Annotated in this window: 11 protein-coding genes; 6 read left to right on the forward strand and 5 right to left on the reverse strand. The window is 60.7% G+C overall.

Annotated elements, in window-relative coordinates:
- The first annotated feature begins 53 nt into the window (after positions 1-53).
- Positions 54-1,559: a PepSY domain-containing protein gene (locus tag GS605_RS19465; protein ID WP_171725038.1), complete on the forward strand. Its 1,506-nt coding sequence runs from the start codon at positions 54-56 to the stop codon at positions 1,557-1,559.
- Between the two features lie 47 nt (positions 1,560-1,606).
- Positions 1,607-2,737 (forward strand): glycosyltransferase family 4 protein, encoded by a 1,131-nt coding sequence (locus GS605_RS19470; protein ID WP_256369033.1) that lies wholly within the window; start codon positions 1,607-1,609, stop codon positions 2,735-2,737.
- A 7-nt stretch (positions 2,738-2,744) separates the two neighbouring features.
- Here GS605_RS19470 and GS605_RS19475 read toward each other — a convergent pair whose 3' ends face one another.
- A complete protein-coding gene (locus GS605_RS19475) occupies positions 2,745-4,013 on the reverse strand; it encodes a glycosyltransferase (RefSeq protein WP_171725040.1) in 1,269 nt (422 codons plus the stop codon).
- The gene (locus GS605_RS19480; RefSeq protein WP_171725041.1) at positions 4,014-5,450 is read right to left on the reverse strand and encodes a lipopolysaccharide biosynthesis protein; all 1,437 of its coding nucleotides are present in this window, start codon (positions 5,448-5,450) and stop codon (positions 4,014-4,016) included. It abuts the gene before it with no gap.
- 307 nt (positions 5,451-5,757) lie between these two features.
- On the opposite strand from GS605_RS19480, the gene GS605_RS19485 reads away from it, so the two are divergent.
- The 3 genes from GS605_RS19485 to GS605_RS19495 are packed head-to-tail and all read left to right on the forward strand — an operon-like array spanning position 5,758 to position 8,923.
- Positions 5,758-6,684, forward strand: a complete 927-nt coding sequence (locus GS605_RS19485; RefSeq protein ID WP_171725042.1) for a glycosyltransferase family 2 protein — start codon at positions 5,758-5,760, stop codon at positions 6,682-6,684.
- A gap of 44 nt (positions 6,685-6,728) precedes the next feature.
- Positions 6,729-8,171: an FAD-dependent oxidoreductase gene (locus GS605_RS19490; RefSeq protein ID WP_171725043.1), complete on the forward strand. Its 1,443-nt coding sequence runs from the start codon at positions 6,729-6,731 to the stop codon at positions 8,169-8,171.
- Positions 8,172-8,173: 2 nt separating this feature from the next.
- Entirely contained in the window at positions 8,174-8,923 is a 750-nt protein-coding gene (locus GS605_RS19495; RefSeq protein WP_171637947.1) for a polysaccharide deacetylase family protein, read from the forward strand.
- 3 nt (positions 8,924-8,926) lie between these two features.
- Here GS605_RS19495 and GS605_RS21300 read toward each other — a convergent pair whose 3' ends face one another.
- The 3 genes from GS605_RS21300 to GS605_RS19510 are packed head-to-tail and all read right to left on the reverse strand — an operon-like array spanning position 8,927 to position 12,229.
- Positions 8,927-10,468 (reverse strand): GMC oxidoreductase, encoded by a 1,542-nt coding sequence (locus tag GS605_RS21300; RefSeq protein ID WP_171725044.1) that lies wholly within the window; start codon positions 10,466-10,468, stop codon positions 8,927-8,929.
- The gene (locus GS605_RS19505; RefSeq protein WP_170347056.1) at positions 10,465-11,244 is read right to left on the reverse strand and encodes a methyltransferase domain-containing protein; all 780 of its coding nucleotides are present in this window, start codon (positions 11,242-11,244) and stop codon (positions 10,465-10,467) included. The genes GS605_RS21300 and GS605_RS19505 overlap by 4 nt, the downstream gene beginning before the upstream one ends.
- A gap of 13 nt (positions 11,245-11,257) precedes the next feature.
- Positions 11,258-12,229 carry an NAD(P)-dependent oxidoreductase gene (locus GS605_RS19510; RefSeq protein ID WP_171725045.1) on the reverse strand — a complete coding sequence of 324 codons (972 nt, stop codon included), beginning with the start codon at positions 12,227-12,229 and terminating at the stop codon, positions 11,258-11,260.
- A gap of 171 nt (positions 12,230-12,400) precedes the next feature.
- Between GS605_RS19510 and GS605_RS19515 the strand changes: the two genes are divergently transcribed.
- Positions 12,401-13,492 (forward strand): NAD(P)-dependent oxidoreductase, encoded by a 1,092-nt coding sequence (locus GS605_RS19515; protein ID WP_171725046.1) that lies wholly within the window; start codon positions 12,401-12,403, stop codon positions 13,490-13,492.
- The last annotated feature ends 185 nt before the right edge of the window (positions 13,493-13,677 follow it).

Genomic DNA, 13,677 nt, shown 5'->3' on the forward strand with positions numbered 1-13,677 from the left:
GAACGATTACTGCGTTTAGTGTTCCCAGACATTGTAGACAGACAAACATTCAGATGAACCGCAAAATCCGCAATTCACTTTTCAAACTCCACACCTGGCTGGGACTGCATCTGTCGCTTTTCTTCGCATTCATGTTTCTGACCGGCACACTGCTTGTCGCCGGGCTCGAACTTGAATCAATCGGCCGCCCGGACATCTGGAACACGATCGACAAGGAAAAGCGCACCGCCAGCTTCGGCATGATTTATGACGGCATCAAAGAGACCCACCCCGAGAGTGGCGTTTTTCTGATGATCAAGCGTCCAACCCCCTGGTTTGCGGATCGCACTTTTGGTCGCACGGGTTGGGGAGAGAATGTCAGTTTCTGGACAGACCCGGTAACCGGTACCATCGTCGGTGAGACGCGGCCCAATGGGTTTCGCGAAATCCTGCGAGACTTGCATGATACTTTCCTGACCGAAAAGCGGGCTGTGTTCATGCTGGTCAGCGCAACATCCGTGATCTTGCTGTTTCAGATCATCAGCGGCTTCATCACCTATCGGCGTTTCTGGAAAGGGTTTTTCCGCTGGCCCAGCCACGCTTCCGGATTGCGCGCATGGGCGGGCAGTACACACCGGCTGACAGCTCTATGGTCAGCGCCACTCCTGATTTTGACCGCCGTGACCAGTTTCTATTTCCTATTGGGCAGCCTGGGGTATGAAGGCACCCAGCCACAGCCCAAACCACCCGTCCCACGTGAAACCGTCCTGCCAGCCAATTTCGGTTCAGACCTTATCGATCAGGCCGAAGCGCACGCGCGCCAAGCCTTGCCCGGATTCGAGCCTTTCATCATGTTCCTACCAGATAAACCAACTGGTTCTTTCGGGTTCACCGGACATGTCGCAGGGCATTCGGTTTTTTTTGGGCCAAGTAACGTATCGATTGATCCCGTGACGCTTGAGGTTCTGGGAGCTTACACCCCAAGCGAGGTTAGCGGGCTCGCCTACTGGAAGCCTTTGATGAACATGCTGCATTTCGGCACCTGGGGTGAGGCATATTCGATGGCGCTGTGGATCGTCCTCGGGCTGATTACGACCTGCCTCGCCGTCACCGGCGCTTTGATTTTTGCAGGCCGACTTGCCCCCGAAGCGGCGCATCTCGGTCCGATCAGGCGGATCTGGCGAGGCATGGGATGGACCCGGTGGGCGTATTTGCTGCTCATGATGGGTATCATAGCGGTTGCTGTTCTCCGCTTCGGCCCCGGATCCCATTCTAAAACCAGCGCGTTTGCAGTTGATGCGCCGCCCTCGGTGGTCTGGATGCTCATGCACGCACCACTCAGACGTGACACCCCCCTGGATATCGAATTGCGGATCAGCGAGCCCAATGTCGAAACCGTATCCATCGAATTCAATGGGAACGAGGTGCAGTCGCGTGAGGTCATGCAAACAGGCGAGACTGCCATAGCATCTTTTCAGCTACTGCCCTCGGACATGGAAAACACCATCGTTGCCCATCTGCAAAAACCGGATACAGACACAAGAACCGCCACCTTCCGCCTAGGACGACCCCTTTGGTAAGCGAAGCCCCGCCGCCTTTAATCAACCGGGATACTCAGTCCGCCGGGTTGTGTATCCTGCAGACCTGTTCCTTCTTCTCTTTCGGGGGCGGCATTCAACGCCATATCAATGACCTCAGCACCTCGCTGATGGCACATGGGCACAAGGTAATCAAAGCCGGAACTCCCGGGAAAACCACTGCCCCCGAGGATGGTAGTCTGTTTCTGCCCTTGCGGTTCGACCGTGTCAGCGATCACGCTGCCAACGGCCAGCTTGGCCTTGTGACGCGGCTTTACTGGCTGGTACGTTCGGCCCTGACCCTGCGCCGGGCGCTCAAGGACCATAAGGTCGATATCATCCATGCGCATGAAACCGCCCCGCTTCTGACGGCTCGTCTGGCCAGTCTGGGAATGGGAATTCCCATTGTGATGACCTATCACGGCTCGTCGCCCGACCGTCTCAACGCGGTGGCCCGCGCCTGCCGACAGCAAGCCGATCTGGCGATCTGCCCCAGCGAAACCGTCATGCAATCCCTGCTGGAACGCCAGGTCGATCCCGACAAGGCGCGGGTGATGCTTTTGGGGGTACGTCCCAACCCGCCCGCCGATCCGGCAGCTGCGGATGCCCTGCGGCGCGAACTGTTGGGCACAGATGGCACACATCTGGTTCTGTCCTTGTCCCGTCTGGACCGCCAAAAGGGCCTCGACGCGATGATCGAAGTGGCCCGGCGTGTGCGGCAGGATCTGCCCGGTCTGCGGATCGTCGTCGGGGGCGAAGGCGTGCAGCGCGGCCAGGTCGAAGCCTGGGCCGAACAGGCCGGGGTTTCCGACATCATCCGTTTCCCCGGGGTGATCTCGGATGTCGCCACCTATCTCGCGGCCTCGGATCTTTATATGCTGACCTCCCGGTGGGAGGCCCTGCCGATTTCAATTGTCGAGGCGTTCCGCGCCGGGCTGCCGGTGATCGCCACCGATTGCGGCGGTGTGCGTGAATTGGTGGATGGCGATGTCGGGCGCCTGTGTGCGGTCGATGATCTTGATGCCCTGTCTCAGGCGCTGCGCGATCTTTGCATCGACCGCGCCGAATATGACCGGCTAAGCGCCAATGCCACGGCGCGCGGTGCAGAAGACAGGTTCTCGCCAGCCCATGTGCATAGCGGGTTTGAAAAGCTGTATCGGCAACTGGCCGGGCGGGGATAACCCCCGGTCAGCCCGATGCGCCGTTCTCGAAAGCACCAGCTTCCAAGGCATGGGCCAGATCGGCCCGCCCTGCACGATGCGCGGCCTGCGCGAAAGCCGCGCCGAACCGGCCCAATACCTGATCTTCACGCCAGAGCGTCTCAAACCCCTGCCGCGCCGCTGCTGCCATCTGATCCCGCGCGGCACCTCCGTTCTGAAAACGGCGCATGGCTGCAATCAGATCATCTTCGGTTTCGAACAGTTCCCCGCCCCCTGCCCGCTCCACGATCTCGGGGAACGGACCCAGCCGCCGGGCGATCACCGGCGTGCCCAGCCGGAAGCTTTCGATCAGGATGATGCCGAAGGTTTCATAACAGACCGAGGGCACGATCAGCCCCAGTGCGCCACGATAGTAAGCGTTCAACTCGTCCGGCGTCTTGCGGCCCAGGAATTTGATCCGGTCATTGCCTGCGGCCTGTGCCTTCAACTCATCCGCATAGTCACCATCACCCAGGATCAGCAGATCCGCGTCGGGATAGCGGTCAAAGGCCGGGAACACATCCTGCAACCCCTTGATCTTTTCCAACCGCCCGACAAACAGGAAATAGGGGCGTTCCTGCGCCGCCGGTTCCGGCAAGGCGCTCTGATCCAGGTCGGGCAGGAAATAGGGCAGCACCTGCATGTCCTGCCGCAGGCCGAATTCACGATGTTTGGCGCGGCTGAATTCGCTTTTGGCAATGATCAGATCCATGTGATCCAGCGCCCGGTCCAGCGCACCGGTATACCGCCAGAGCTGCGGCGGACGTTTGTGCTGCAACACGCAGCGCAGGCACTGGCGCTCATCGCACAGCTCGCGCCCATGCCGCCACAGAACATGGGTGGGGCAGACCAACCAGTGTTCATGCGCTTCATAGATTTTCAACCCCTCGCCCATCGGCAACAGGCCGGGGCCGCCGATCAGGGATGTGTTGTTGTGCCAGATGATATCCGGCTTCCGCTCGGCCAGTAACTCGCGGATGCGGGCAGCATGGACAACCGGACGGCCCAGTTGCTGGGTCAGCAGGTTCGACATCATGCCGTTGCGGCTGCGCAGCCCGATCCGCCGCACCCCGTCAGGGGTGCCTTCGGGCTGCGGTTTGCCGCCCAGAATCAGATAGCTGTCTTCGTCATGCACCACCGTCACGTCGTGCCCGCGCGCCACTAGCGCCCGCGCCATGCGCTGAATGCCGATGGCGTCACCGCCAAAGGAATAGGGGGGATAAAATGTGGTGAACATCAAAATGCGTAACGATTTCATCTATCTCTCAATTCCTTGAGTGTCAGCCGCAGGCAGGTGCCCGCCTTGCGGCCCAAGCATCGAAACCAGCAGGCGCAGCCTGTCCCGCAGGAACAGAAAAGCCAGCAAACCATAGGCCAGAACACCCGTCACCGTGCCGGCAAGTAAAAGCAAAGCCGGGGACAGGCTGTCCAGTTGCCACATGACCCCCTGCACTGCCGCCACCATCCCCCCTGACAGCAGAAGCGGCGCAAGATGCTGCCGCATCAAAGCCGGCCCGGACAGCCCGGCAATATGCCCCAGATTGGCAAATTTGAGCGGCCAGACCAGCAGAAAGACGGCTACAAAACCGGCTGTGACGACCGGCAACCCATACGGGGCCAGCACCACAATCACCCCCGCCGCCAGCGCCACCTCGACCCAGGACAGAACCGCCAGACGACCGGGCTGACCGGCCGCCAGACAAAAGGTCTGCTGCACCTTTTCGGCACACAGATACATGCCAAACACCGACATCAGGCTCAGGACCGGAGCCGCCGGAGCCCATTTCTGACCGAACAGCAGCACCAGCGCCGGTTCCGACAGAACGGCCAGCCCGGCAAAGGCCGGAAAGGCCAGAAACCCGGTCAGGCGCATGACGTCGATCAGCAAATCCGTCGCCGGACCACCATCGCGCGCCGCCGCACCAAAGGCAGGCTGCGCCACGGTGCGCAGCGGTGTGATAATCAGGAACGAGGCGGTCTCGATCACGCGCCAGGCGATTGCGTAATACCCCGCCGGAACCGGCCCCAGCATCGCGCCGATGATCACCGCAGGCGATTGCACCGCAGCCAGTTCGGCCGCGCGCAGGCCCAGAATCCGGTGACTGAAATGCAAGACCCTGCGCATGTGATCCCGTGACGCATGGAGTGCCGGGCGCCAGGAGACCGCCCCCCAGGCCATCACGATATTGGTGGCCGTCATCGCCAGCCGCTGACCGACCAGGCTCCAGACCCCGTATCCCGCCAGCGCCATGCCTATGCCCACGACCCCTCCGATCGCCGCGCCGAGCGCTGCACGGATGGCCAGAACACGGAACCGCATTTCCCGGCGCAGGATCGCAACCGGCACCGCCGTCAGTGAAATCATCAGCACCGTTGGGGACAATCCGATCAACAATTCGCGCGCAACCGGCTCATTGTAGAAATATGAGACCGGCCCCGCCCCCAGATACAGCACAACCGTCAACACGCCCCCCAGCAGCGCCAACAGCCAGAAAACCGAGTTCAACCGCTCTGGTGACAGCGCCTCATGGGTCAGCAGAATGTCGGAAATCGTTTCACGGACCAGGAATTCGGAAAACAGCACAAAGGCTGCAACCATCGCCAGAAGACCAAAGGCCTCGACCCCTAAAATACGGGCAAGAATGGCAAAAATGATGAAATTGAACGCCTGCTCGACCCAGATACCGGCCGACATCCAGGCAACTCCGCTGCTGAAACTCTGCCGCCCTGACACCCGTTTCCTTCCTGTTGCCCGAACCCCGCCAAGTGCCGATGGACACATGGCTCAAACACTCACACCTGTTGTGCACAGTATGCGCAATTGCAAACTTGACGCCTTAACGGTCGAATTTGGTCAAATTTATTGTCTATGTTCAGTCTGTACGTGTTCGAATACTATACGCAATACAGGGAATTATGCCCGTCATGTTCCAGGCGCCACGCAATTCTTGCAGCGGGGGCTGGGGCAGGGATTATTGAGTGAATAAAAGGTTTTCATTTTCATGAACAAAGTCGCAGAGCCGATGGAAACGAACAGCACCACACCCGAAGAGCTGATCGCATCGGAAACCGCCGGCATGAGCCTGAGCGTGGTCATCCCCGCCTATAACGAGGAAAACGCCGTCCGCCACACGGTCGAGGACGTGCGCACCCATCTCGAACCGCTGGGCATTCCCTACGAGATCATCGTGGTGGACGATGCCAGCCAGGACAACACCCGCGCCGAGGCCGAGGCCAGCGGTGCCACCGTCACCTTCAATGATGTCAATTCCGGCTATGGCGCCAGCCTCAAGCGCGGGGTGCGGATGGCGCAGCATGAATATGTGGCCATTCTGGATGCCGACAGCACCTATCCCGCGCGCTACCTGCCCGGAATGCTGGCCATGTGCCGCGATCAGGACATGGTCGTGGGCGACCGGGGCGCGGCGATGAAGAACGTGCCGCTGCTGCGCCGGCCCGCCAAGAAATTCCTGTTCGCCTTTGCCTCGTTCCTGGCCGAGCGCAAGATCAACGATCTGAATTCCGGCCTGCGGGTGTTTCGCAAATCCGAGCTGATCCCGTTCCTGCCGCTCTTGCCGCAGAATTTTTCCTTCACCACCACGATCACGCTGTGCATGACCTCGAACGGCAAGCGGATGATCTATACGCCGATCGAATACGGCAAGCGGGTGGGCAAATCGAAAATCCGGCCGATCGACTTCATCAATTTTATTATCCTGATCTTGCGGATCAGCACATTGTTCAATCCGCTGCGGGTTTTCATCCCTATGGGGCTGGTGTTTTTTGCTCTGGGGACTGTGAAGTTCATTATCGACCTCACCTACCTGAACCTCAGCGGAACCACGGTGTTCGCGTTCCTTGCTGCGATCATGATCTGGTCATTGGGATTGATCGCCGACATGATCTCACGGCTGCATCTCAGACCCTGATTGGGCATGATACAAACCTTCTGAAGCAGTAAAGGAATGCACACGTGACGGATGTCTCCCCTTCAGATGGCAGCACTGAAAGACCCCATATCATCATTCTGGGCGCCGGGCCGGCCGGTCTGGCCGCAGCCCATGCCCTGACCGGGCAGGCGAAAGTGACCGTGATCGAACGCGCGCCCAGTGCCGGGGGCAATTCGGCCTCATTCCCGATTGAGGGCGTGATCTGTGATTACGGCTCGCACAGGTTTCATCCGGCGGCAGAGCCCGAGGTTCTGGCCGATGTGAAATCCCTGCTGGGTGACGATCTGCTGCTGCGCCCCCGCCACGGGCGCATCCGGCTGGGCGGCAAATGGATTCACTTTCCGCTGAAACTGACCGATGCGCTGATGCGCCTGCCCAAACCCTTTGCCGCGTCGCTGATCGGCGACATGGTGCTGAAACCCTTCCGCAAGAAAAGCGAAGGCCCCGAGACATTCTCGACCGTGCTCTATGACGGGTTGGGGCCGACAATTTCGGACAATTTCTATTTCCCATACGTGCGCAAGCTGTGGGGTCTGGATCCGGACAAGCTGGCGGTGAAACTGGCCGAACGTCGGGTGGGCAGCGGATCGGTCGGCAAGATCCTGATGAAGATGCTGCGCCTGTTGCCGGGGCTGCGCAGTGAAACGGCGGGGCGGTTCTTTTATCCGCGCAAGGGGTTCGGGCAAATCTCGGACGCGATGCGCAACAGTGCCGAGGCCAATGGCGCCACCTTCCTGTTCAATACCGAAATCACCGCCATCGAACGGGCCGGCAATCGCATCACCGGGTTGACGATCCGCGACGAAGAGGGCGAGCGGCACCTGACCGGCGATCTGATCCTGTCGACCATCCCGCTGACCGGGTTGACGCGCCTGATCAGCGACCCTCCGGCAGAGGTGGTCGAGGCCGCCCGCGCCATCCGCTTCCGCGGCATGATCCTGCTGTATCTGGTGCTGGAGACAGACCAGTTCACCGAGTTCGATGCGCATTATTTCCCGGAACTGTCGATCCCGATCAGCCGCATGTCCGAGCCCAAGAACTATAACGCCAGTGGCGCGCCGAAGGGCGTCACCGTTCTGTGTGCCGAGTTGCCCTGCGACCCGGATGAAAAATGGTGGTCCATGTCCGACGAGGAGTTGGGACAAGAATTCACCAAATGGCTGGGGCAACTGGGCCTGCCCGTCACCGTGCCGGTGCGCCGCTGCGAAACCCGGCGGCTGAGCCATGCCTATCCGGTCTACGATGTGGGCTATGAAGACCGGTTCGATACGGTTGATCAGTGGCTCTCAAATCTGGACGGATTGCTCGTATTTGGACGGCAGGGCCTGTTCGCCCATGATAATACGCACCACGCATTTGCCATGGCCTATGGCGCGGCGGATTGCATCGACGACAAGGGCAATATCGACCGCGCGAAATGGAACAGCTATCGTGAGGTCTTTGCCACCCATGTGGTGGAAGACTGACCATGCCCGCCTGGCAGGCCGATATCCTGATGTATCATTCGATCTCGGACGCGCCGGGGCCAACCTCGATCGCACCCGACATCTTTGCGGCACAGATGCGGGCGCTGGCGGCGTCCGACCTGCCGGTGGTGACGCCGGACGCGCTGGCTAACCCGCCTGCCCCCCGTGTGGTCATCATCAGCTTCGATGACGGGTTCCAGGATTTCGCCGATACCGCCTGGCCGATCCTGCGCGAACTTGGCTTCTGCCCGATCGTCTATCTGCCCTCGGGCCTGATGGGTGGCACCGACAGCTGGGCCGGGGGCAACATCCCGCCCCGCCCGCTGATGGATTGGGACAGGGTCAAGGCGCTGGCAGCGGAAGGGGTCAGCTTTGGCGCACATAGTGTCAGCCATCCCGATCTCTCGACGCTGGATGCAGAGACCTTGGAGGATGAAGTCACCGGATCCGGTCAGGATATTGCCGCCCGGCTTGGTCAACCCGTCCGGCATTTCGCCCCGCCCTATGGCGCGTCGAACCCGAATGTACGCGCACAGATTGCCCGGCACTACGACACCTCGGTCGGCACCCGTCTGGGCGTGGCCGGACCGAAAGATGACATCCACGACCTGCCGCGGCTCGAGATGTTCTATTTCACCGACATCGCCCGCTGGCAGGCTCATCTTGCCGGGCGCGGCGGGGCCTATTTGGCGGCCCGCAAGCTGATGCGCGGCGTGCGAAGCGGGCTGAGCAGGGTGCTGCCCATCAACTGAGTGTCAGGCTTCGGGTGCAAGCGTTCCGATCCGGTGGGCATTCGCCATCACACTGAATGTAATTGTCGTCGCGGGGATAGTCGGCAGGACAGAGGCATCAACGACGTGAATGCGCGTCGCGCCATGCGGGCGCCCCAGCACATCGCTTTCACCCGGGCCCGGGTCATCCGACATCGGCAGATCACCTCCGACATGAAAACTGGCCCCCGGTGCCCCGAACCGCGCTGCAAAAGACAGGCTGGTCAGACCAAGCCCCCGCAAGGCCCGGCCATAGCGCGCAAGCGCGGCGCGCATTGTCTCGGCGGTTGCGGGGTTTTCGTTCAGTTCCGGGCGTAACCGCCCATCCTCTGCCAGACGCAAGGCTATTTCATGCGAATGATCGGAATGCAGGAAAACCTGCGCCACGATCAGACGTCGGGCCAGCGCCTCAAGCAGCGGCCCGCTGCCGGGTATCCGGCGGCCATAGTTCTGTTTCAGATCGCGGGCATAGTATTCATTCCAGGTATAGATCTGCGCGTGAACCAGTTGCCGCGACACGGTCGGGTCATCCAGTTCGGCAAAAAGCTGCGGCAGCGTCTGATAGGGCAAAACATCGGGCCGCCTGGGTGCCCGCCAGCGGTGCAGCATCGGCAGAAAGGCCTGCTGGCTGTCTTTCAACACCAGCTCCTTGCCCCGCAAGCCGGGTGACGCCAACAGGATGCGCGCGCTTTCAAGAACTCCGGCGGCCAGAAACACCCGATTTCCGCGGATGTCGCTGCCATCTGCCAGAGTGACGACAACATCGTCGCCTTCCTCGCGGACCTGCCGCACCACGTGATCCGCGCGGTAAGTAAAGCCCGGCTCTGCCTGCAGTGTTGTACGCGCCTGCCGAGCCGACCAGATCAACGACCACGGGCACCCGTGCAGACACAATCCACAGGTCTGACATCCCGGTCCAACCGCCTGACGCGCAAGACCGACATGCATTCCCACCCCCTGCAATGCCTTCGCCTTCTGCCTGGACCGGGCCAGCAGCATCTCGGCCTGCGCGGTTGGCGGAATGGGAGTTCGACCTGTCATATCGCAGGCGGGAAAGAGGTCTTGCAGCCCATCTTTTTGCCCGGACACAGGCATTATGTCCGCCACCGCGCTGTAATGTGGGGCAAGATCATCGGTCGTTATGGGCCAGTCGTCGATATCCGCCTGCCGATACGGCAAAACCGCAGCGCCCCAGACATTGGACAGCCCGCCCGCCGCCCGCGACGCGCGCAAAGCAAACCAATCCGCCCCTTCCGCCAGTGTACGCGCAGGTGAGGCCAGCGCATAACCGGATCCATAGCGCCACACCTCGCCCTCCAGGGCCTGAAACTGAGGCTCCATCCAGGCTGTACGCGCCTCGGCACTCCAGTCTTCGGCGCGTGTTCGAGACATCTGCTGCACCCGGTCCGTGACCCCGGGCCCTGGTTCCACCCCGGCATCCAGCATCGTGACGTTTCGCCCTCGCGCCAGCAAGGCCCGGGCGACGGAAACCCCGGCAGGCCCGGACCCTATGACAAGATCGCTCACTGCGCCTTTACTGCCCGGACCAGAACCAGCATTTCATAGTTAGGATCATGGGTGGACAGTTCTTCGGGCGCAATTTCACTGGCCCCAAGGCCATGCAGGTTGCAGATGCAGGTAAAGACGTTGCCAACGGTCGACACCTCGACATTCTCTGCCGGGAAGACTGCCCGGAACAGGCGGCGCTTGGACTGGCTGGTGAAATGCCAGTATTCGCCCCAGTCATCCACGCCTTCGCGCCGCGCCACACGGGTCATCCCATGCGAGGTGCACAGCACCACGCCACCGGGTTTCAGAATGCGTTCCAGCGTTGCAATCGCCTTGTCGACCTCAAAGATCATCTGAAGGGTCTGGGTGATGATGATGCAGTCGAAACTGTTGTCGGGAATATGCGGCGCATCGGTGATATCCGCCACGATGGTCGCTTGTGGATTGCCCTCGACATAGCTCAGTACATCCGCCTGCGTGACCCGGTCACCGCCGAATTTCTTCGTATAGGCCGGATCGCCGAATTCCAGAACCCGGCCACGGATATCGTCGCTGTGGTTTTGCAGGAATTCTTCCATGTAATGGCGTTCGATGGTCAGCAGGTCGCGATCCTGCCCGAACACGGCACTGATCGGCGACAATCGCCGTAAGCCGCCGAAATCGACCGACCCAACCGGCACCGACTGAAGATTGTGCAACCGTTGTTGTTTACGGATCCATTTGCGCAGCCGGTCCGGCAGCAGCACGGTCGCGGTGTCGCGCACCAGCTTTTCAACTCTTTGTCCCGGTGTCATCGTGTTTGGCTCTTCATGCGTAGGCTTTGGCGCGTTTCTCGGCCATGATATCGGCGATGATATCATCCAGCGTGCGCGCCGGGCTGAACCCGGTGAACCGCCGCAGCTTGGACACATCGGGCAGACGGCGGGCCATGTCTTCGAACCCTTCGGGATAGACCTCTTCGTAAGGCACCAGCCGGATTTCCGAGGTTGAGCCCGTCATCGCGATGACCTTTTCGGCCAGCCCCCGGATCGTCACTTCCTGTTCACCACCGATATTGAAGACCTGCCCCCGGGCTTCGGGGACATCGAGCAGACGCACAAGCGCCTCGATCACATCGGCCACATGGCTGAAACAGCGCGATTGCTCGCCGGTGCCATGAACCTGAATGGGCTGATCCGTCAGCGCCGCTTCGATGAAGTTCGGAACAACCATGCCATAACGCCCGGTCTGGCGCGGACCGGTCGTGTTGAAAAAGCGCAGGACGATCACCGGTAGATCAACCTCGCGCGCATAGGCCAGTGCCATGAACTCATCCAGCGTTTTGGCGCAGGCATAAGACCAGCGCAGAATGCTTGTGGCGCCAATCGTTAGGTCGTCATCCTCGTTGAACGGGAACTTCGATGCCTTGCCGTAGACCTCGGAACTGGAGGCGATGAAGACCAGGGGCTTGTGGCGCAGGGCCGCGCGCAACACGTTCTGCGTGCCGTCCACATTGGTCGCAATCGACTGGCTGGGCTGATCCATGATCAGCTTGACCCCGACCGCGGCGGCCATGTGAAACACCGCGTCAGCAGCCCCGACCAGTTCCTCGACCAATGTGGCATCCAGAACGCTGCCTTCGACAAAACGAAAGGCGGAATGATCCTGAACGGAAGACAGGTTTTGCAGCGATCCGGTGGACAGGTCATCCAGCACCGTCACCTCATGCCCATTGCCAATCAGGCGCTCGGCCAGATGTGATCCGATAAAACCGGCCCCGCCCGTGATCAAAATTTGCATGAAAAACCCTCGTACCAACAGAATCCACTCTAATGCCACAGGCTTAGCATAGGGATCGGTGGCCACCAAATGGTAGATACCGCTATGGTGCGCTGACAGGCCGGGCCTGCACAGTTTTGGAAAAAGGGCTGAATTGTTGCACAACGCATTAAGAATGTTGAACCTGCGGACATGACCGAAAAACACGTGGACCCCCGCCCCGGCGACGGGCTTGCAGGCCAGCGCGTGGTCGTGACCGGCGCCACCGGCTTTATCGGCCGGCGCCTGATCGATGCGCTGCTGAAACTGGGATGTGACGTGACCGCCTTGCTGCGCACACGCCACGGGGCTGCCACGTTGGAACAGGCCGGAGCAAAGGCACTGGTTTGCCCGCTGCACCCTGGCCCGGCTCTGACGCAGGCGCTGGACGGTGCGGCGGCTCTGTTTCATCTGGCTTATGATTTCCGGGCCTCCGGCGCGGACAACCTTGCAGCCTTCGACGCGCTTGCCAAAGCCGCCGAAGACGGGTCTTGCAACCGTATCGTGCATCTGAGTTCCGCCGTGGTCTATGACAGCTGGCCCAACGGGCCGATCACCGAACGCAACCCGATCACGCCGGAAGATGTACAAAGCTATCGCGGTGCCAAAATTGCGATGGAACAGAGACTGTTGCAGGGGAAATGCGACGCCGCCATCTTGCAGCCGACCATCGTCTATGGGCCCGGCAGTGCACTTTGGACCAACGGGCCATTGGCGATGATGCGCAGGGGCGGCATCATCCTGCCCGACCCGCCCGGACAATGCCCGGCCGTGCATGTCGATGACGTGGTACAGGCCGCCCTGCGCGCGGCCTCATCACCCCGGACCGGGGTCGAGCGATACCTGATCAGCGGACCGGACACGCTGGGGTGGAAGACGTTTTTCGAAGGCTATGCCCGCCTTGCCAGATGCGGAGAGGTGCGGATTGATCCGGCTGCGAACCCGGCCCCGCCCCCGTCGCCCAATGGCAATGCGCCCGCAGGCCCCTCTCTGGCGGGGCAGCTCAGCGCGCATCTGCGCCGCCTTGTCGGGCGCCGCCGGGTCGAGGCCGCCGCAGACTGGGCACGGTCCGTTCAGGCCCGGCTGGCAAAACCCCGGCCCGTGATGCCTGACATGGCGGGACGCAGACTTTTTGCCGGTCAGCCAGAGGTTTCAACCCGATATGCACAGGATCAGATCGGGTATGTGCCTCGTGTTTCCTTCGACGAATGGATCGAGCATATGCGAAAACAATCGGTACGCTGATTCAAGACTGCCTTGTTTTTGGAAACACCCATTCCGGGTCTTTGCCGGGAACGACAAATTAGTTGGCTTCGTTCCCGATCTGTCCTATCCGATGAAGAGAGAAGGTTTCCAATCTGCTAAGCTAATTTTAATTCAGTGTGACTTTGTACGATCAGGATAGATTATGAACTACGAAACCTCGCACC

It is taken from the genome of Ruegeria sp. HKCCD7559, from assembly GCF_013110575.1.
In the GTDB taxonomy this organism is placed as follows: Bacteria; Pseudomonadota; Alphaproteobacteria; order Rhodobacterales; family Rhodobacteraceae; genus Ruegeria.

Excerpts from the sequence above, each read along its gene's own strand:
- GS605_RS19465 (WP_171725038.1), top strand. The coding sequence starts at position 54 with ATGAACCGCAAAATCCGCAATTCACTTTTCAAACTCCACACCTGGCTG.
- GS605_RS19475 (WP_171725040.1), bottom strand. The coding sequence starts at position 4,013 with ATGAAATCGTTACGCATTTTGATGTTCACCACATTTTATCCCCCCTAT.
- GS605_RS19480 (WP_171725041.1), bottom strand. The coding sequence starts at position 5,450 with ATGTCGGCCGGTATCTGGGTCGAGCAGGCGTTCAATTTCATCATTTTT.
- GS605_RS19485 (WP_171725042.1), top strand. The coding sequence starts at position 5,758 with ATGAACAAAGTCGCAGAGCCGATGGAAACGAACAGCACCACACCCGAA.
- GS605_RS19495 (WP_171637947.1), top strand. The coding sequence starts at position 8,174 with ATGCCCGCCTGGCAGGCCGATATCCTGATGTATCATTCGATCTCGGAC.
- GS605_RS19505 (WP_170347056.1), bottom strand. The coding sequence starts at position 11,244 with ATGACACCGGGACAAAGAGTTGAAAAGCTGGTGCGCGACACCGCGACC.
- GS605_RS19510 (WP_171725045.1), bottom strand. The coding sequence starts at position 12,229 with ATGCAAATTTTGATCACGGGCGGGGCCGGTTTTATCGGATCACATCTG.
- GS605_RS19515 (WP_171725046.1), top strand. The coding sequence starts at position 12,401 with ATGACCGAAAAACACGTGGACCCCCGCCCCGGCGACGGGCTTGCAGGC.